Source organism: Inquilinus sp. (assembly GCF_039594555.1).
Lineage (GTDB): Bacteria > Pseudomonadota > Alphaproteobacteria > DSM-16000 > Inquilinaceae > Inquilinus.
Map to the genome: position 1 here is coordinate 1 of NZ_JBCNNF010000113.1, position 17,396 is coordinate 17,396.

The 17,396-nt window shown below is 71.2% G+C and carries 17 protein-coding genes and 1 riboswitch; of the genes, 9 read left to right on the top strand and 8 right to left on the bottom strand.

Annotated elements, in window-relative coordinates:
- The 5 genes from ABDW35_RS14190 to ABDW35_RS14210 form a co-directional block, all read left to right on the top strand.
- On the top strand, positions 1 to 1,441 hold a 1,441-nt coding region (locus ABDW35_RS14190), incomplete at its 5' end, for a DNA/RNA non-specific endonuclease (protein ID WP_343714523.1).
- 82 nt (positions 1,442 to 1,523) lie between these two features.
- Complete coding sequence (gloB, locus tag ABDW35_RS14195) at positions 1,524 to 2,294, top strand: hydroxyacylglutathione hydrolase (RefSeq protein ID WP_343714524.1); 771 nt, start codon at positions 1,524 to 1,526, stop codon at positions 2,292 to 2,294.
- A gap of 158 nt (positions 2,295 to 2,452) precedes the next feature.
- Positions 2,453 to 3,055 (top strand): glutathione S-transferase, encoded by a 603-nt coding sequence (locus tag ABDW35_RS14200; protein WP_343714525.1) that lies wholly within the window; start codon positions 2,453 to 2,455, stop codon positions 3,053 to 3,055.
- Complete coding sequence (locus ABDW35_RS14205) at positions 3,052 to 3,489, top strand: cupin domain-containing protein (RefSeq protein WP_343714526.1); 438 nt, start codon at positions 3,052 to 3,054, stop codon at positions 3,487 to 3,489. The genes ABDW35_RS14200 and ABDW35_RS14205 overlap by 4 nt, the downstream gene beginning before the upstream one ends.
- Before the next feature lie 183 nt (positions 3,490 to 3,672).
- Positions 3,673 to 4,578: a DMT family transporter gene (locus tag ABDW35_RS14210; RefSeq protein WP_343714527.1), complete on the top strand. Its 906-nt coding sequence runs from the start codon at positions 3,673 to 3,675 to the stop codon at positions 4,576 to 4,578.
- Here ABDW35_RS14210 and ABDW35_RS14215 read toward each other — a convergent pair.
- Together ABDW35_RS14215 and ABDW35_RS14220 are read right to left on the bottom strand one after the other, a co-directional pair.
- Entirely contained in the window at positions 4,575 to 5,468 is an 894-nt protein-coding gene (locus tag ABDW35_RS14215; RefSeq protein ID WP_343714528.1) for an EamA family transporter, read from the bottom strand. The genes ABDW35_RS14210 and ABDW35_RS14215 overlap by 4 nt on opposite strands.
- A 120-nt stretch (positions 5,469 to 5,588) precedes the next feature.
- The gene (locus ABDW35_RS14220) at positions 5,589 to 6,650 is read right to left on the bottom strand and encodes an ElyC/SanA/YdcF family protein (protein WP_343714529.1); all 1,062 of its coding nucleotides are present in this window, start codon (positions 6,648 to 6,650) and stop codon (positions 5,589 to 5,591) included.
- Between the two features lie 57 nt (positions 6,651 to 6,707).
- Here ABDW35_RS14220 and ABDW35_RS14225 point away from each other — a divergent pair, with 57 nt between their 5' ends.
- Entirely contained in the window at positions 6,708 to 7,658 is a 951-nt protein-coding gene (locus ABDW35_RS14225) for a GNAT family N-acetyltransferase (protein ID WP_343714530.1), read from the top strand.
- 109 nt (positions 7,659 to 7,767) lie between these two features.
- Here the strand turns inward: ABDW35_RS14225 and ABDW35_RS14230 are convergent, their stop codons facing one another.
- From ABDW35_RS14230 to ftsY, 6 genes are all read right to left on the bottom strand, one after another.
- The gene (locus ABDW35_RS14230) at positions 7,768 to 8,481 is read right to left on the bottom strand and encodes a DUF3142 domain-containing protein (RefSeq protein WP_343714539.1); all 714 of its coding nucleotides are present in this window, start codon (positions 8,479 to 8,481) and stop codon (positions 7,768 to 7,770) included.
- 2 nt (positions 8,482 to 8,483) lie between these two features.
- Complete coding sequence (locus ABDW35_RS14235; protein WP_343714531.1) at positions 8,484 to 10,718, bottom strand: hypothetical protein; 2,235 nt, start codon at positions 10,716 to 10,718, stop codon at positions 8,484 to 8,486.
- A gap of 123 nt (positions 10,719 to 10,841) precedes the next feature.
- Entirely contained in the window at positions 10,842 to 11,567 is a 726-nt protein-coding gene (locus ABDW35_RS14240; RefSeq protein WP_343714532.1) for an SDR family oxidoreductase, read from the bottom strand.
- On the bottom strand, positions 11,564 to 13,378 hold the full coding sequence (locus tag ABDW35_RS14245) for an NUDIX hydrolase (protein WP_343714533.1): 1,815 nt from the start codon (positions 13,376 to 13,378) through the stop codon (positions 11,564 to 11,566). Before ABDW35_RS14245 ends, ABDW35_RS14240 begins: the two co-directional genes overlap by 4 nt.
- A 28-nt stretch (positions 13,379 to 13,406) precedes the next feature.
- Positions 13,407 to 14,870, bottom strand: a complete 1,464-nt coding sequence (locus ABDW35_RS14250) for an AMP nucleosidase (protein WP_343714534.1) — start codon at positions 14,868 to 14,870, stop codon at positions 13,407 to 13,409.
- A complete protein-coding gene (ftsY, locus tag ABDW35_RS14255) occupies positions 14,867 to 15,826 on the bottom strand; it encodes a signal recognition particle-docking protein FtsY (protein ID WP_343714535.1) in 960 nt (319 codons plus the stop codon). Before ftsY ends, ABDW35_RS14250 begins: the two co-directional genes overlap by 4 nt.
- A gap of 165 nt (positions 15,827 to 15,991) precedes the next feature.
- Here ftsY and ABDW35_RS14260 point away from each other — a divergent pair, with 165 nt between their 5' ends.
- From ABDW35_RS14260 to ABDW35_RS14270, 3 genes are all read left to right on the top strand, one after another.
- A complete protein-coding gene (locus ABDW35_RS14260) occupies positions 15,992 to 16,237 on the top strand; it encodes a type II toxin-antitoxin system prevent-host-death family antitoxin (RefSeq protein ID WP_343714536.1) in 246 nt (81 codons plus the stop codon).
- Positions 16,234 to 16,638 carry a type II toxin-antitoxin system VapC family toxin gene (locus ABDW35_RS14265; RefSeq protein WP_343714537.1) on the top strand — a complete coding sequence of 135 codons (405 nt, stop codon included), beginning with the start codon at positions 16,234 to 16,236 and terminating at the stop codon, positions 16,636 to 16,638. The genes ABDW35_RS14260 and ABDW35_RS14265 overlap by 4 nt, the downstream gene beginning before the upstream one ends.
- Before the next feature lie 65 nt (positions 16,639 to 16,703).
- Positions 16,704 to 16,802: riboswitch (TPP riboswitch) on the top strand.
- Positions 16,793 to 17,396, top strand: a 604-nt coding sequence (locus ABDW35_RS14270; protein ID WP_343714538.1) for an FAD-dependent oxidoreductase, incomplete at its 3' end; no start/stop codon positions are given. (Overlaps the previous riboswitch by 10 nt.)

Consider the following 17,396-nt stretch of genomic DNA (forward strand, 5'->3'; position numbering starts at 1 on the left):
GCTGCAGGGCGAGCAGGGACGGCTGGGCGACACGGTGGTGCAGCCCGGGCCGTTCGACGACAACCGGATCGAGAGCAATGGCTGCGGCGTGCTGGTGCGCAGCCATCTCGGCCTGGCCGGGGACTGCGCCATCGCCCGGATCGAGGGGCGGGAGGTCGACCCGACGATCCTCGACCTCGGGGTCAAGGTCGCGCGGCTCGGCCGGCCGGAGTTGGGCGACAAGGTGGTGAAGTCCGGCCGCACCACCGGCGTCACCCGCGGCATCGTCACCCGGATCGAGACCACGGTGAAGCTGTTCTACGGCGACGGCGTCGGCACCAAGCGCATCGGCGGCTTTGAGATCGGGCCCGACCCGGAGCACCCGGCGCCGGAGCACGAGATCAGCAAGGGCGGCGATTCCGGCTCGGTCTGGCTCGGCCTCGACGGCAAGGGCGCCCCGGCCGACGTCATGCTGGGCCTGCATTTCGGCGGCGAGGCCGAGGGGGCGGAGGCCACCGAGGGCGACTTCGCCCTGGCCTGCGCCGCCGACGCCGTGTTCAAGAAGCTGGAGATCGAGCCGACGCCGCCGGCCGAGGCGCTGGCCGCGCCGGCCGCCACCGGCGGCGGCTTCGACCCGAACTTCCTGTCTGGCAAGACCGTGAAGCTGCCGGCGATGTCGAAGGCGCAGGAGACGGATGCGGCCAAGGCCGGCGGCTCCCCGGTCATCCGCCACACCCATTTCTCGCTGGTGCTCAGCAAGTCGCGCCGCCTGGCCCGCTGGGTGGCCTGGAACGTCGATGGCGGCCAGATCCGCATGCTCAGCCGCAGCGGGCTGAAATTCACTCTCGACCCGCTGGTCGACGCGAAATGGCAGACCGGCGACGCGCTCTACGCCTCCAACCGCCTCGACCGCGGCCACATCGCCCGGCGCCAGGACCTGGTCTGGGGGACGCCGGAGGAGGCGGCGCGAGCCAACCGCGAATCCTTCTACTTCACCAACATCGCGCCGCAGCACGAGGCCTACAACCAGTCCGGGCTGAACGGCCTGTGGGGCCTGTTGGAGAACGCGATCCTGGAGGAGGTGGAGGTCGAGCAGCTGCGCGTCTCGGTGCTGGGCGGCCCGGTGTTCCGCGACGACGACCCGGTCTATCGCGGCACCGCCATCCCGCGCGACTTCTGGAAGATCGTGGCCTATGTCGAGGCCGGGGCGCTCAAGGCCAAGGCCTTCCTGCTGACCCAGGAGGACCTGTTGAACCGGCTCGAGGTGCTGGGGCTGGAGCCGTTCCGGCTGTACCAGCTGCCGATCGCAGAGCTGGAAAGCCGCACCGGCCTCGATTTCGGCGACCTCAAGGCCGCCGATGACCGCGCGGCGCCGGTCCGCCCGGCCCGCGGCCGCCGCGCCGCGGTCGAGGCGGTGCCGCGGGTGACGCTGATCGAGAGCCTGGCCGACATCGAGCTGTGACGGGCTCGGCGGGGTCGCCGAGCGGGGCGGGAGCGGCTATGCTGCCCCGACCTGTCCCGATCCCGCTGATCCAGGAGGACGCATGGCCTCGCTTCGCGTCACGCTGATTCCCGTCCTGAAGGACAACTACGCCTATCTGCTGGAGGATGACTCGACCGGCATGGTCGGGGTGGTCGACCCCGGCGAGGCCGACCCGGTGGCGGCGAAGCTGGAGGCGAAGGGCGGCCGGCTGGACTGGATCCTGAACACCCACCATCACGGCGACCATGTCGGCGGCAACCACGAGCTGGCGAAGCGCTACGGCGCCTCGATCGTCGGGCCGGCGGCGGAATCGGCGCGCATCCCCGACCTCGACCGCGGCGTGGCCGAGGGCGACCACGTCATGATCGGCGCCGCCCGCGGCAGCGTGCTGGATGTGCCGGGCCACACCGCCGGCCACATCGCCTTCTGGTTCGAGGATGCCGGGGTGCTGTTCTGCGGCGACACGCTGTTCGCGCTGGGCTGCGGCCGCCTGCTGGAGGGCACGCCGGCGCAGATGTGGTCCAGCCTGCAGAAGCTGCGGGCGCTGCCGGACACCACCCGGATCTATTGCGGCCATGAATACACCCAGTCGAACGCCCGCTTCGCACTGACGGTCGACGGCGGCAATCCGGTGCTGCAGGCCTATGCCGAGGATGTCGACGACGCGCGCGAGAGCGGCGCCCCGACCATCCCGGCCCAGCTCGGCCGCGAGAAGCTGGCCAATCCCTTCCTGCGCGCCGACAAGCCCGACCTGCAGGCCGCGATCGGCATGGCCGGCGCCGACCCCGTCGCCGTCTTCGCCGAGATCCGCGGCCGCAAGGACCGGTTCTGACCGGGCCGGGGCATCCTCCGGGACAGACGCCGAAGGCCATCACTTGGTGTCATTGCCGGGCTTGACCCGGCAATCCAGAGGGTGTCGATAGTTTCTGGATGCCCGGGCCAAGCCCGGGCATGACAGTTTTGGGTCGTTCGATCGAGTCAGGGACCGCCATGAAGCTCCTCTACAGCCCGTTCTCGCCCTTCGCCCGCAAGGTCCGCATCGTCGCGCACGAGCTCGGCCTGCAGGACCGGATCGAGGTGGTGCCGACCAGCACCGAGGACCCGGCCAGCGGCCTGTCGGCGCGCAACCCGCTGAACAAGATCCCGGTGCTGGAGACGGAGTTCGGCCCGCTCTACGACAGCCCGGTGATCTGCGAGTATCTCGACTCGCTGCATGCGGGCGGAAAGCTGCTGCCGGCCCCCGGCCCGGAGCGCTGGCGCGCCCTGCGCTGGCAGGCCCTGGCCGACGGGCTGATGGATGCGGCCCTCTTGATCCGCTACGAGCTGACGCTGCGCCAGGAGGGCGGGCGCAGCGAGGCCTGGACCGAGCGGCAGAAGAGCAAGATCCGCAAGTCGCTCGACCAGATGGAGGCGGATGCGGCCGAGCTTGACGGGCCGCTGACCATCGGCACCATCGCCGCCGCCAGCGCGCTCGGCTATCTCGACCTGCGCTTCGCTGACTGGGGTTGGCGCGAGACCCATCCGCGTCTGGCGGCCTGGCACGCGGCCTTCGCCGAGCGGCCGTCCTACGTCACCACGATCGCCCAGGCATGAGCGGCGCCCTGACGCCGGAGGCGATCATCGCCAAGCTCGGCATGCAGCCCCATCCGGAGGGCGGGCATTATGTCGAGCTGTGGCGCGACCCGCCGCCGGAAGGCGGCCGCGGCCGGGCCTCGCTGATCCATTTCCTGCTGCGCGCCGGCGAGGTCTCGCACTGGCATGCGGTGGACGCGCCGGAGATCTGGATCTGGCAGGCCGGCGCGCCGCTGGAGCTCTCGATCGCGGGGACCGGGCAGGCCGGCGAGGTCTTGCGCCTCGGCCCCGACCTCCTGGCCGGCGACCGCTTCCAGGGCGTGGTGCCGGCGGGGCATTGGCAGGCCGCGCGCAGCCTCGGCGACTGGACCCTGGTCAGCTGCGTCGTCGCCCCGGCCTTCCGCTTCGAAGGCTTCACCCTTGCCCCGCCCGGCTGGCGGCCGGAGCTGGGGTAGGGGGAAGGACCCAGGAAGGGTCCGTCATTGCGAGGAGGCGAAGCCGACGAAGCAATCCATCGTCCCGCACGAGCTGCGCCATGGATTGCTTCGCTGCGCTCGCAATGACGGTGTTGGGAATTCCGAAGCCCCCGTGGCCTGCCTCTGCTAAGACACGGCAGTGCTGCCGCCCGCGGATCATCCATGACCAGCCTTGCCCTCGGCGCCGACCGGATCGGGACCGGCATCGCCTGCGCCGTCGCCGGATTCGCCTGCTTCTCGGCCGGCGACGCCGTGTCGAAATGGCTGATCGGCAGCCGCGGCATCTCCGCCTTCGAGCTGTTCTTCTTCTTCGGTCTGTTCGGCCTGCCGGTGGCTGCCGCCCATGCGGTGCGGTCCGGCGGCTGGGACCGGCTGCGGCCGCGCCTGCCCGGCCACACCCTGCTGCGCAGCGCCCTGATCACCGCCTCGGCCATCGCGGCCGCCTGGGCCTTCGGCCGGCTGCCGCTGGCCGATGTCTACGCCCTCCTGTTCGCCACGCCGATCCTGGTGACCGCCCTGTCGGTGCCGTTCCTGGGCGAGGCGGTGGGCCGGCATCGCTGGGCGGCGGTGGTGGCCGGCTTCCTCGGCATCCTGGTGATGCTGCGGCCGGGGCTGGTGGCGCTCGACGCCGGCCATGCCGCGGCGCTGGCCTCGCCACTGTTCTTCTCCGCCGCGCTGATCGTGTCGCGCCGGATCGGCCGGCGCGAGAGCGACGCGGCGCAGCTGGCCATGCTGTTCCTCGCCATGGTGATCGGCGGCGGCGCCGCGTTGCCCTTTGCCTGGGTCACGCCCGACGCGCTCGGGCTGCTGGGCCTCGCCGGCGGCGGGGTGCTCAGCGCCGCCGGCCACATCCTGCTGATCCGGGCGCTGCAGGCGGCGCCGCCCAGCGCGGTGACGCCGTTCCAGTACAGCCAGATGATCTGGGGCGTGGTCTACGGGCTGGTGCTGTTCGGCGACACCGTCGACGCCGTCACCATGGCCGGCGCCGCGATCGTCATCGGCAGCGGCCTGTACATCCTGTGGCGGGAGACGCGGCGCCGCTCCGGCGCCATGCTCGACCTCGGCTAGACCGTTGCCTTGCGCCGGGCCCACAGGTCGTGCCCGGCCAGGATGGCGCCGCCGACGATCAGGGCGCAGGCGGCGCCGACCGACAGGGTCAGGGCACCCTGACCGAAGGCGATCAGCAGCAGGGTCGACAACAGCGGGGCGGCATAGGCGAAGGCGCCCAGCGCCCGGATGTCGCCGCGCTTCACCCCATGGTCCCAGACGAAGAAGGCCAAGCCGACCGGCCCCAGGCCCAGCCCGGCCACGGCCGCCCAGCCGGCGGCGTCCGGCACCACCGTCCGCTCCAGCGCCAGGTGGCACAGCAAGGACAGGAGGGCGGTGCCGCCGCAGAACCAGCCCACCGTCTCGGTCGGCACCGCGCCGATCCGCCGGCTCAGCACCGAATAGCCGGCCCAGATCATCGCCGACAGCATGGCAGCGCCGTAGCCCAGGGCGAAGCCGGGGTCGAAAGCCACGCCGCGCCCGCCGATCAGCACCACGACGCCGAGCAGCCCCAGCGCCGCCCCGGCGACATGCCACCAGCGCAGCCGCTCGCCCGGCAGCAGGGCGGAGAACAGCACGATCAGCAGCGGCCAGGCGTAGTTGATCAGGTTGGTCTCGACCGGCGGCGCCAGGCGCAGCGCCATGAAGAAGACGAGGTGGTAGCCGAACAGCCCGCCGACGCCGAGCAGCCAGATCGCCGGCCGCTGCCGGGCGGCGTCCAGCGGCGATCGGCCCTGCAGCGCCATCCAGCCCAGCCCGATCAGGAAGGCGACGGCGAAGGCCATGCCGGTCAGCTGGAACGGCGGGATGGCGCTGGCCCAGGTGGCCAGCAGGGCCAGCGTCGCCCACATCAGCACGGCGGTGCCGCCGATCAGCGTGGCGCGCCGGACGGCGGAGAGGTCGGGGGACATGGGGCCTGGTCTTTTCTCACACTGTCATGCCCGGGCTTGACCCGGGCATCCAGAGACTGTCGACAGCTTCTGGATCGCCGGGTCAAGCCCGGCGATGACACTCTTGGGGGTGACGCCGCTCTATTGCTGCAGCCCCGGATAGGCCCAAAGCCCCGACGTCCGCATCAGGTCGCGATAGACCACCAGCCGCTCATCCGGGGTGACCTTGGCCGCCTCCTCCAGCGACGGCGCGTCCAGCGCGATCGCCGGCACCACGGCCAGGCTCAGCCCGTACTGGGCCAGCGCCTCCTCGACCACCACCCGGGCCCGGCGCATATGGCTGGCGCTGGTGACCAGGATCACCGCATCGCCGCCATGGCGCTTGATCAGCGAGGCCGCGTTCAGCCCGTTGCCGACCGTGTCCTTGGCCTTGTCCTCGCCGATGATGCGGTCGCGGTCGACGCCTTTCTCGACCAGCCAGCGGGTCATCAGGTCGGCCTCGGTCACGCCGGCCTGGGGCTGGCCGCCGGTGACGATCAGCCGGGCCGTCGGGTTCGCCTGCGCCGCCTTCAGCGCCACGTCCAGCCGGTCCAGCAGCGTCGGCTGCATGGTGCCGTCCTTGGCCAGGGCATAGCCCAGAACCAGGATCACCGGCTTGCCCGGCAGCGCCGGAACGTCTGTGGTCGGCGGGTCGGCCAGGATCGCCTCGGTGCGGGCGAAGCGGGCGCGATACCGCTCGGCCAGCGGCCGGTCCAGGCCCGCCAGGGCGATGTCGGCCAGCGCGGTGGCGTCGGCGTCGCCGCGCACCCGGGCCAGCGCCGCCAGCCAGGCATAGGCGTCGGTGGCGCGCGGGTCGTGCCTGGTGATCTCCTGGTAGGTCGCCTCGGCCTCCGGGATCTTCTTCTGGATGATCTGGGTCGAGGCGATGGCGTAGCGAAAATCCAGCCGCTCCGGCGCCAGGGACGAGGCCTCGGCGAAGGCCTGCTCGACCACATCGTAGCGGCCGTGCAGGGTGATGCCCTTGAACACCTCCGCCTCGGCCTTCTTCACGTCGCCGCCGGACCAGTAGTACTGCATGCCGGTCTCGACCAGCGTGCGGATCCGGCTCTCCGTGGCGTCGTCATAGGCCAGCGCCGGTCCCGCCAAGGCACCCAGCAGGGCGAGGCCGCAGGCGATGCGGCGGATCGTGCGTGTCTGTGTCATGAAGCCCCCCTCCGTTGCCCGGTTCATACGCTAGATTCGGCACCGGGAGAATCGCCGATGACCGACCACAACACCCGCTTTCGGCCCGCACGGCCCGAGGACCGGGATGCGCTGGTCCGCATCCTGCATCGCTGCTGGGACGCGGCCTTCGCGCCCAACCTGACCCCGGAGGCGACGGAGCGCTACCGCGCCGGCCGCATCGCCGAGTCCTTCGTCGAGACCGAGGGCGCCGCGATCATCGTCGCCGAGACTGGCGGCGCGGTGGCCGGGCTGACCCATGTCGAGGACGACCTGGTCACCGCGATGCAGGTCGATCCAGACCGTTGGGGGCTGGGCTTCGGCCGAGGCTTGCTGCATGTGGCGGAGCGGCGGATCGCCAAGGCCGGCCATGCCGCCGCGCGGCTGGAGGTCGACGACTTCAACAGGCGGGCGCAGGCGCTGTACCGCGCCGCGGGCTATGTCGAGACCGGCCGCCGTCCGGACACCGAATACGGCTCCGGCACCATGACGATCCAGATGCGGCGTTCCCTGGCCGCGACTCTGCGGCCCTGGCGGCCGCAGGACCGGGCCCTTGGCCTGGCCCTGTTCGACAGCAACGTGCCGCGCTTCTTCGCGCCGCAGGAGCGGCAGGACTTCACCGATTTCATCGACGACCTGCCCGGCCCGTACTTCGTGCTGGAGGATGCGGCCGGGCAGGCGGTGGGCTGCGGCGGCTACGCGGCCGCCGAGGGCGACGCCTCGGTCGCGGTGCTGTGCTGGGGCATGGTGCGCGGCGACCGGCATCGCGGCGGTTTGGGCACGGTGCTGCTGACCGGGCGGCTCGACCGCATCGCCGCCGACCCGGCGTTCCGCTCGGCAGCGATCGAGACGACGCAGCACAGCCGCGGCTTCTTCGCCCGCCACGGCTTCGTCCAGACCCGGCAGGTGCCGGACGGCTTTGCCCCCGGCATGGACCTGGTGGAGATGACGCTGGAGCTGGATGCCTATCGAATGTCGCGAAGAGGCTGACATCCCCCTGCTGTCATCCTCGGGCTTGACCCGAGGATCCAGGGGCTTTCAGAGCCGCTCTCGGGGCCCCTGGATTGCCGGGTCAAGCCCGGCAATGACAGGATGAGAATCAGGGTTTGAGGAGAAAGACCACATACCCCCGGAACCAGGGGCTGGCGGCAAGCGCGTCCGACGCTTCCCACTCCCCGTCCTGCACCAGCCCGATCCTGAAGGGCAGGGTCAGCCGGGCGATGCGCGGCAGGTAGGACCGGTAGGTCGGGATGGTGTGCCGGCCCTGATAGGTCTGCACCACCACCTCGTCGACCACGTCCCGCAGCTGGTTGATCGCCTCTGGGTCGGCGTTGCTGCCCCAATCCATCAGCCCGGTGATGCTCAGCCGGTAGTCCGCCGGCAGCTGGGCCCGCAGCTCGCGCAGGAAGGCGGCATACTCCTGCAGGTGGCGGGTGCGGGCGTCGAAATCGATCTGGATGCCGACCACCGGGTTGCCTTCCTGTTTCCAGCGCCGGGCCTGGGCCAGGATGGTGGGCAGGATCTGCGGCGGCCAGCGCAGCGTGTGGGCGCGATAGGCCAGCCAGACCTCGCCCTCGCGCAGCCGCGGCACGGCGATGCCCTGGGCGATCATCCTTGCCGGCCCCCCGGCGCCGCGCGGCGCCGGGTCGATCTGGCCCTGCAGGATGTACAGCGTCTTCGCCTGGGCCAGCACCGCGGGCGGCGGCACCCCGGCCCACAGCCAGAAGGCGTCGTGCCGGGCGGCGTCGACCGTGGCGCCGGCCGGCGTCGCCGCCAGCAGCAGCGCCGCGGCCAGGAGCGCCAGGCGCCGCATCGTCACCAGTAGTATTTCAGGCTCTTCGCCCAGACGGTGTTGCCGTAGCGCGTCTTCAGCGTCTGGAACCACTGCTTGCGCTGGTTCTGCGGGATCTCCTGCGGGCCGCAGCCATTGTTCTGGCTCGGCGCGAAGCAGTTGATGGCGCGGTACAGGGCATAGGCGCGGTCGTTGCGGCCGGCCTTGCTGTCCGCCATCACATGCATGTAGCCGTCCAGCCGGGAATACACCTTGCCCGGGAACTGGGTGGCGGTGCCGCCCAGCTGCTTGTCGTCCGGCTGGGTGTCCAGCGCGTAGGAGTCCAGCCCGTTGCGCAGGATGAACTCGCCCAGGCAGTTCAGCCCCTCCGGGCTCTCCGGGTTCTTCTGCAGCGTCGCCGCGATCTCGCGGATTGACGGGCAGGTGTAGTCGGATTCGGCCGTGGCGCCGTCCCAGTGGAACAGGGTCAGCGACTGGTCCCAGGGCACCGACGGCTTCTCCGGCAGCGGGTCGGGCAGCAGCGCCAGATCGGTGCCGAAACCGCGGTAGTGGCCGCGCATCAGGTCCTTGTACAGCAGCGTGAACAGGGCGGTGTCGCGCTCCTCCTCGGTCGCATCGGTGGCCTTGGCCTGCTGCCGCAGCAGCGCCTGCCCGGCCAGGTTGCGCAGCAGGATGCGGCGGATCTCCGGCGTCCTGATCGGCGATCCGGCCTCGAACACCGCGGCCAGCTTGCCGCTGCGCTCATAGTTCATGGCCAGCGCCAGTTCCAGCTGGGCGCGCTGCAGCGGCTTCGCCAGCGGGATCAGCTGCAGCCACAGGCTCTGCGCCCCGGCCCAGTCGCCCTTGGCCTCCAGCGCGAAGCCGCGCAGGGTCTGGCGGCTGAAGGCGACGGTGCTCATGGCGCCCGTCGGCACCGGGTCCGGCAGGCTCTTCAGCGTCTCGTCCGGCGACTGGGCGACGTAGAACTGGTAGGCCGCCACCAGGTAGCCCTGCAGCTCCGGCTGGCCGGCGAAGCGCGGCTTCTGCTGCTCCAGCGTGTCCAGGCTCAAGGTCTGGCCGCCATCGGCGTCCGCGCCCTTGCCGCGCATCACCATCAGGTCCATCACCGCCAGCAGCGTCGGATCGGTGACGTCGGCGCTGCGCTTGGACACCAGCAGCTTGTTGTCAGTCTCCTGCACCACGGTGTCGAGCGCGGCGGCGTCGGCCGGGGCCTGGCCCAGCAGCGTGGCATAGGCGGCGGCCAGGCGGGTCGGGTCGTCGCCCAGCCAGTAGACCCGGCGCAGCAGGCCCCGGGCGGAGGCGGTGTAGAGGCCGTTCGGATAGACCTGGAGATAGTCCTGGAACGCCGCCTCGGACTCGGCCAGCACGGCCTTGTCGACATTCTCCAGCTTGGGATAGCCCATCTCGTCGAAGGCGTTCTGCTGGGCCTGGTTCAAGAGGGTGCGCGCCTCCATGTAGCGCGCCGTCTCCTTCAGCCAGGGCTGGTCGCTGCCGTCCAGCGCCTTGAACGCCGCGGTCGCCTGCGGGAAGTCGCCGGCATAGAAGGCGACCGCGCCCTGCAGGTAGCTGGCGAACTGCCTGCCCGGCGCCGATTGCACATCGGCCGGCACCAGCTTCGCCTTCTGTGCGTCGTCCCAGCTGCAGCCGCCCAGCATGGCCAGGCGGGCGCGGGCCAGCGACAGCCGCTCCGGCCCCGGCAGGCCGGCGCTGCCCACCAGCTGCTGCAGGAAGCCGCGGGCGGCGGCATCGTCATTGCTGGCGCAGCGGCTGCCCTCGCCGGTGGCGAACAGGTTGCCGCTGCTCTCGGCGGCGGCGGAGGTCACGGCGTCGGGCGGCACGCCGATCTTCTGCGCCAGCTCGGCCAGCGCCGCGCGGTCGGGATCGGGGGCGGGCTGGGTCTCGACCACCGCGGCCTCGCCGCTACCGGCGCCGGCGGCGGGCGCATCCGCCGGCGTCTCCTCCGGCGGGCCCAACCGCTCCAGCCCGAAGGGCACCAGCGCGTAGCCCATCTCGCGCTCATATTCGGTCGGCGCGCCGTCCGGGATCGGCGCCCGGCCCTGGTCGGCCAGCAGCAGGCGCAGATTCACCCGGCTGTCATTGGCGGGGCTGAGGAAGGGCAGGTTGTTGCAGCCGTCGAGATCGTCCTGTTTCAGCGACCAGGTCACCCCGCAGCCGAAATCGCCGCTGGCCTGGGCGGCCTGGATGCCGACGCCGCTGAGCAGCAGCACCATGGGAAGCAAACCGCGCCGGATCATCATATCTCCCTCGCCACGCCGCGATCCCCCTCGGTCGTCCAGTATCAGATCCGGCCGCAGCCGGACAGATGTCCTGCCGATCCTGGTGCGGGCGCGCGGCGAAATCCGGGCCGGCGCAAGGCAGGATCAGATGCCGCCCGCCACCTTCAGCACCGTGGCGGTGGTGTAGCGCGCCGCGTCGGACAGCAGCCAGGCCACCGCCTCGGCGATCTCCTCCGGCTCGCCCGGCCGGCCGGCGGGGATCCGCCCCGTCACCCGCTCCAGCCGGCCCGGCGCGTGGATCCCGGTGCGGATCATGCCCGGCGCCACCGCGTTGACGCGGATGCCCTCGGCCGCCAGCTCGCGCCCCAGGCCGATGGTGAAGCTGTCGATCGCGCCCTTGGTCGCGGCGTAGTGGACATATTCGCCCGGGCTGCCGGTCTGCGCCGCGGTCGAGGACAGGCTGACGATCGCGCCCTTGGTGCCGGCGGCGCGGAAGCGGCGCACCGCCTCCCGCGCGCACAGGATCGGGCCCACCAGATTGACGTCGACGACCTGGCGCAGCGTTTCGGCCTCGAGATCGGCCAGCACGCCGTTGCGGCCGGTGATGCCGGCGTTGTTGACCAGCCCCTGGACCGGTCCGAAGGCGGCCTCGGCCCGGTCGAACAGGTCCCGGATCTCGTCCTCGCGCGACGCATCGGCGTGCACCGCGATCGCCCGGCCGCCGGCAGCGGTGATCTCCGCGGCCACGGCCTCGGCCGCGGCGGCATCGGCGCGATAGTTGACGGCGACGGCCCAGCCATCGCGCGCGGCCCGGCGGCAGATGGCAGCGCCGATGCCGCGGCCGCCGCCGGTGACGATCAGCAGGCTCACAGCGACAGCAGCCTTTCCGCGAAATCGGCGATCGGCGCGCCGTCGACCATCAGGCCGGCCGGTACCGAGAAATGGCCCTGCGGCCGGATATGGAGCTGCGCCTCCGGCACGCCCCAGCGCTTGGCGATCGCCTGGCCGCCGGCGATGGGGGTGACGTCGTCCTTGCTGCCGAGCACCATGAAGACGTTGCCGGTGTCCATCTGCGGCCGCTCCACCGGGTCGGTCAGCGGCCGCCAGCGGCTCAGCGCCGCCTCGGTCCAGCCTGCTGCCAACAGCGCGCGGTCCAGCCCGAAGGCGCGGGAGATGGCGCCGCCCAGGGCGATCTCCTCGATCCCCTCCGAGGTGGTGAACAGCAGCAGGGCGTCCGGCCGGCAGGCGGCCGGCCAGGCGCCGCAATGGGTGGCGGCCAGCTGCGCGGTCAGGGCGCCGAAGCTGATGCCGCTCCACCCCACGGAACCGCGGCTGGTCTGCCGGGCCCAGCGGGTCAGGATGCCCAGTTCGCGCACCGCCGCCGACAGGTGGTCCAGCGCGCCGAGCGGGGTCGACGCCACCATCGGTTCGCCGGCATAGGTGCCGGGGCGCTTGCGTCGGCCGTGCCACGGCGCCTCGACCAGCACCACGCGCAGGCCGCGGCGGACCAGGGATTCGATCTCGCTCAGCGGCCCGCGCAGATGGTCCGGCTCCATGCAGATGCCGTGCAGATGGATCACCGTCGGCGGGTCGACGGCGTCGGCCGGGGTGAAGACGCGGGCCCAGCACGGGGCCTCCACCGCCGGGTCGGGCGTCGGGAAGGTCAGCCAGTGGTCGGTGCCCAGCTCGCTCGGCAGCCGTCGCGTCTCCTCGACGACCGGCAGTTCCTCGGGCAGGCGGTAGGCGTTGGCGGGATCAGCCAGCCGGGCGCCGTGCCGGGCCTCGACCTCGTCCTCGGTCGGGATCACCCAGCGGCAGGCCGGGATCTTGCGGTTGTTGCCGAACAGGGCGAAGCGCAGCCGGCTGGTGGTCAGGGCCGAGGCCGCGTCCAGCCGCGCCTCCTCCGCCGCCACCACATCGGCCAAAGGCGCGGTGGTGGAGAACAGCAGACGCTGCCACTCCGCCTCGGCCTGGCGGTGCTGCTCGGCCAGGCGGGCGACGTCGCGCAGGGTGCGGCCCAGCCACAGCGGCCGCTTGCCCAGGGTGTCGGGCGCGATCGGCAGCTCGGCGCAGAAGCGGTGCAGGTCGCCGTCGGCGATGATCGCCGCGGCCAGGCTGCGCGATGCCGGCAGGAACCAGCCGCGCAGCAGCGCCAGCGACATGCCGTCGAACCAGGGCCGCGCCACCAGCCGGCCCAGCGGCGTGCGCATCAGCCGCATCAGGTCCGGCCGCGGCTTCAGCCGCACCGGGCCGGGTGTGCGCCGGCGCTGCGACCGCTGCCGGGCCGACAGGTGCAGCACCCGCCGCAGCTCCGGCCACTCGATCAGCGCGTCGGCCTCCTCCAGCGTCGCCCAGCGCGCCGCGGCGGCGTCGTCGCCGGCCACAGGCTCGCCGGACCGCCACTCGGCCTCGACATCGATGATGGTGTAGTGCCACTCGACCCCGCCCTCGGCGTGGCGGTGGATCGAATCGACCGCGGTGACGATGCCCAGCGCCTCGGCCTCGATCCCGGCCTCCTCGCGGGTCTCGCGCAGCGCCGCCTCGAACAGGGTCTCGCCCAGCTCCTGGCTGCCGCCGGGGATGCTCCACTGCCCGGCCTGGGGCGCCTTGCCGCGCTGGATCAGCAGCAGCCGGTCGTCGCGCCAGACCACGGCGCCGACCCCGATGCGGGGCCGGTCCATCCGGGGAAGGGTGTTCTCCGGCATGGGCCTACTGGAAGGCCACTTCGGCGAAGCTGCGCAGCTTGCGGCTGTGCAGCTGCTCCAGCCCCAGCTCGCGCAGCCGCTCCATAGCGCGGATGCCGATCTGCAGGTGCTGGCCGACCTGCTGCTTGTAGAAGGCGTCGGCCATGCCCGGCAGCTTCAGCTCGCCATGCAGCGGCTTGTCGGAGACGCAGAGCAGCGTGCCGTAGGGCACCCGGAAGCGGAAGCCATTGGCGGCGATGGTCGCGCTCTCCATGTCCAGCGCGATGGCGCGGCTCTGGCTGAAGCGCTGCACCGGCTCGCGATAGTCGCGCAGCTCCCAGTTGCGGTTGTCGATGGTGGCCACCGTGCCGGTGCGCATCACGCTCTTCAGCCCGTAGCCGCTGAGGCCGGTGATCTCGCCGACCGCGCGCTCCAGCGCCACCTGGATCTCGGCCAGCGCCGGCACCGGCACCCAGACCGGCAGGTCGGCGTCCAGCACGTGGTCCTCGCGGACATAGCCATGGGCCAGGACGTAGTCGCCCAGCTTCTGGGTGTTCCGCAGGCCGGCGCAATGGCCCAGCATGATCCAGGCATGCGGCCGCAGCACCGCGATGTGGTCGGTGATGGTCTTGGCGTTGGACGGGCCGACGCCGATGTTGACCATGGTGATGCCGGAATGGTCCGGCCGGGTCAGGTGATAGGCCGGCATCTGCGGCAGCCGCGCCGCCGGGGTACCGCGGGCCCGGCCGCCGGGCAGGGTGATGCGGTCGCCCGGCTCGACGAAGGCGTCGTAGCCGCCGCCGTCGCCCTGCATCAGCCCGTAGGCGAGGCGGATGAACTCGTCGATGTAGAACTGGTAGTTCGTGAACAGGACGAAGTTCTGGAAATGCTCGCAGCCGGTGGCGGTGTAGTGCTTCAGCCGGAACAGCGAGTAGTCCGCCCGCGGCGCGGTGAACAGGGCCAGCGGGTGCGGCTCATCCGGCGGGATCAGGGCGGTGCCGTTGACGATGCTGTCATCCATCATCGCCAGGTCCGGCAGGTCGAACACCGCGCGCATGTGCAGCATGCGCTCGCGGGTCAGGTCGCCCTCGACATGCATGCCGTCGGGGAAGGCGAAGTGGATCGGGATCGGCGTGTCGCTGACCCCGACCTCGACCGGCACATGGTGGTTCTGGATGATCTGGCCGATCTGCTCGGTCAGGTAGCGGTGGAACAGCGACGGCCGCGTGATCGTGGTCTTGAAGGTGCCTGGCCGGTCGACGAAGCCGTAGGACAGGCGGGTGTCGGCCCGGCTGAAATCCTCGACCCGGACCGACAGGTACGGATAGCAGGCGCGCACCCGGCTGGCCGGCTCCTCGCCGCGGGAATAGGCGCGGAAGGCGTCGCGCAGCAGGCCGGTGTTGGCGTCGTAGATCGCATGCAGCCGGGCCACCGCCTCGGCGGCATCGCGGAACTGCTCGGGGGCGAATTTCTGGGAGGTCTTGCTCATGCCTCGACTCCCATCAGCGACCGGCCGAACTGGTCGGGGTCGAACGGCCGCAGGTCGTCGATGCTCTCGCCGACGCCGATGGCGTGCACCGGCAGGCCGAAGCGCTCGGCCAGCGCCACCAGCACGCCGCCGCGGGCGCTGCCGTCCAGCTTGGTCAGGATCAGCCCGGTGACCGAGACCAGTTCGCGGAACACCTCGACCTGGCTGTGCGCGTTCTGGCCGGTGGTGGCGTCCAGCACCAGCAGCACGTTGTGCGGCGCGGTCGGATCGATCTTCTTCAGAACGCGGATGATCTTGGCCAGCTCAGCCATCAGATTGTCCTTGTTCTGCAGCCGGCCGGCGGTGTCGATCAGCAGCACGTCGCGCCCCTCGGCCTTCGCCCGGGTCAGCGCGTCGAAGGACAGGCCGGCGGCGTCGGCGCCGGGATTGGCGGTGACCACCGGGCAGCCGGAGCGCTCACCCCACACCTGCAGCTGGTGCACCGCGGCGGCACGGAAGGTGTCGCCGGCCGCGATCATCACCGACCGGCCCTCCTCGCGCCACTGCTTGGCCAGCTTGCCGATGGTGGTGGTCTTGCCGGTGCCGTTGACGCCGACCACCAGCACCACCTGCGGCTTGTGCGCGGGGGACAGGGTCAGCGGCCTGGCCACCGGGCGCAGGATCTGCGCCACATGCTCGGCCAGGGCGCGCCGCACCTCGTCGCCCGACACCTCCTTGCCGAAGCGGGTGCGGGCCAGCTCGGCGGTCAGCTTGGCGGCGGTGGCCGGGCCGAGATCGGCCTGGATTAGCAGCTCCTCCAGCTCCTCCAGCGTCGCATCATCCAGCTTGCGCTTGGTGAAGATGCTGCTGATGCCTTCGGTCAGCTTGGCGGAGGAGCGCGAAAGCCCCTCCTTCAGTCGGGTGAACCACCCTTTTTTCGGCGCCCCTGCGCCGCTGTCATTGGTCTGTTCTGTCATGGCCGCTTCTTAACACGCCGTGTGTGACCTCCGTAAGTCGGGCCCGCGCGGGGCAGGGGCGCCGGAGACGAAGGGGCGCCGACACGGCAGCGAGGCTGCTCCTCCTTCTCGGAGAGATTGCTTCATGGTAAACTAAGTTTAGTGAACTAAGCTAGGATAGTTAAGATGCAGACCTACAACATCCATGCTGCCAAGACGCACCTTTCCCGATTGGTCGAGCAGGCGGCCAAGGGCGAGTCCTTCGTGATCGCCAAGGGCGGCAAGCCGATGGTGAAGGTGGTCGCAATCGAGGCTCCGGCTCCGCGCCAGATCAAGCGCCTCGGTTTCCTCGCCGGGCAGATCACGGTTCCCGCCGATTTCGATCGTATGGGCGAAGACGAGATCGCGGCTATGTTCAGTGGCGAAGAATGAAGTATCTGCTGGATACGCAGCTCCTGCTCTGGGCTGCGGTCTCGGGCGGGGCGATCGAGACGGCCGGCGGGTTGTCCACTGCAGCGGCGGTGCTGATCGACGATCCGGCGAATGAGCTGATCTTTAGCGCCGTCAGCATCTGGGAGGTAGCGATCAAGGCCGGCCTAGGCCGCCCCGATTTCTCGGTCAATCCATATCTGCTGCGTCGCGGCCTCCTGGACAACGGCTATTCGGAATTGGCGATCACCGGCGCGCATGCCGCGGCCGTCATCGGGCTGCCGGATCATCACAAAGATCCGTTCGATCGCCTTCTCGTGGCTCAGGCGACGATCGAGGGCGTCACGCTGCTGACCGCCGACGCCAGATTGGCGACCTATCCCGGTCCGGTGCAGCGCGTCTGACGGAGCGCGACAGCAGGCATCAGCAAAAAGGGGTTGCAACCCGCCCGCCTCCGGGACTGAAATGATGCCATCGGCTGGGGTGCCCGTCGTCACGGCGGGCTGAGATCATACCCATCGAACCTGACCTGGATCATGCCAGCGGAGGGAGCCTGAGATGACCGGCATTCCGATTCCGTCTTTATTGCGAGCCGACTCCGTCGGCCCGACGCCGTTGCGTGGGGCAAGGCCGCGCGTTGCGATCATCGGCGCCGGGGTCAACGGCCTGGCCATCGGCTGGCGCCTGGCCCGCGCCGGCTGCCCTGTCGATGTCTACGACCGCGGGCCGGTCGGGCGCGAGGCCAGCTGGGCCGCCGCCGGCATGCTCGCCGCCGGGCTCGAGGCCGAGCCGGGGGAGGAGGCGCTGTTCGGCCTGTGCCGGCATGCGCAAGAGATGTGGCCAAGCTTCGCCCGCGAGGTCGAGGCCACGTCCGGCCTGCCGATCGGCTATCGCGACGAGGGCACGCTGGCCGTGGCCCTGACCCGCGACGACGCGGCCGACCTGCGCTTCTCCGCCGACTATCAGAGCAAGCTGGGCGTCGAGCTGCGCTGGCTGACCGGCGCCGAGCTGCTGAAGCGCGAGCCGATGCTGCGGCCGGGCCTGGCCGCCGCCGTGCACAGCCCGGCCGATCATCAGGTCGATAATCGCTGGCTGGTGCCGGCCCTGGCCGAGGCGCTGCGCCGCGCCGGCGGCGGGCTGCACGATCATGCGGCGGCAAATG

Coding starts and splice junctions, on each gene's coding strand:
- ABDW35_RS14230 (WP_343714539.1), bottom strand. CDS start 8,481: ATGCGGCGCCTGGCGCTCCTGGCCGCGGCGCTGCTGCTGGCGGCGACG.
- ABDW35_RS14265 (WP_343714537.1), top strand. CDS start 16,234: ATGAAGTATCTGCTGGATACGCAGCTCCTGCTCTGGGCTGCGGTCTCG.
- gloB (WP_343714524.1), top strand. CDS start 1,524: ATGGCCTCGCTTCGCGTCACGCTGATTCCCGTCCTGAAGGACAACTAC.
- ABDW35_RS14245 (WP_343714533.1), bottom strand. CDS start 13,378: ATGGACCGGCCCCGCATCGGGGTCGGCGCCGTGGTCTGGCGCGACGAC.
- ABDW35_RS14250 (WP_343714534.1), bottom strand. CDS start 14,870: ATGAGCAAGACCTCCCAGAAATTCGCCCCCGAGCAGTTCCGCGATGCC.
- ABDW35_RS14200 (WP_343714525.1), top strand. CDS start 2,453: ATGAAGCTCCTCTACAGCCCGTTCTCGCCCTTCGCCCGCAAGGTCCGC.
- ABDW35_RS14210 (WP_343714527.1), top strand. CDS start 3,673: ATGACCAGCCTTGCCCTCGGCGCCGACCGGATCGGGACCGGCATCGCC.
- ftsY (WP_343714535.1), bottom strand. CDS start 15,826: ATGACAGAACAGACCAATGACAGCGGCGCAGGGGCGCCGAAAAAAGGG.
- ABDW35_RS14220 (WP_343714529.1), bottom strand. CDS start 6,650: ATGACACAGACACGCACGATCCGCCGCATCGCCTGCGGCCTCGCCCTG.
- ABDW35_RS14260 (WP_343714536.1), top strand. CDS start 15,992: ATGCAGACCTACAACATCCATGCTGCCAAGACGCACCTTTCCCGATTG.
- ABDW35_RS14225 (WP_343714530.1), top strand. CDS start 6,708: ATGACCGACCACAACACCCGCTTTCGGCCCGCACGGCCCGAGGACCGG.
- ABDW35_RS14215 (WP_343714528.1), bottom strand. CDS start 5,468: ATGTCCCCCGACCTCTCCGCCGTCCGGCGCGCCACGCTGATCGGCGGC.
- ABDW35_RS14205 (WP_343714526.1), top strand. CDS start 3,052: ATGAGCGGCGCCCTGACGCCGGAGGCGATCATCGCCAAGCTCGGCATG.
- ABDW35_RS14235 (WP_343714531.1), bottom strand. CDS start 10,718: ATGATGATCCGGCGCGGTTTGCTTCCCATGGTGCTGCTGCTCAGCGGC.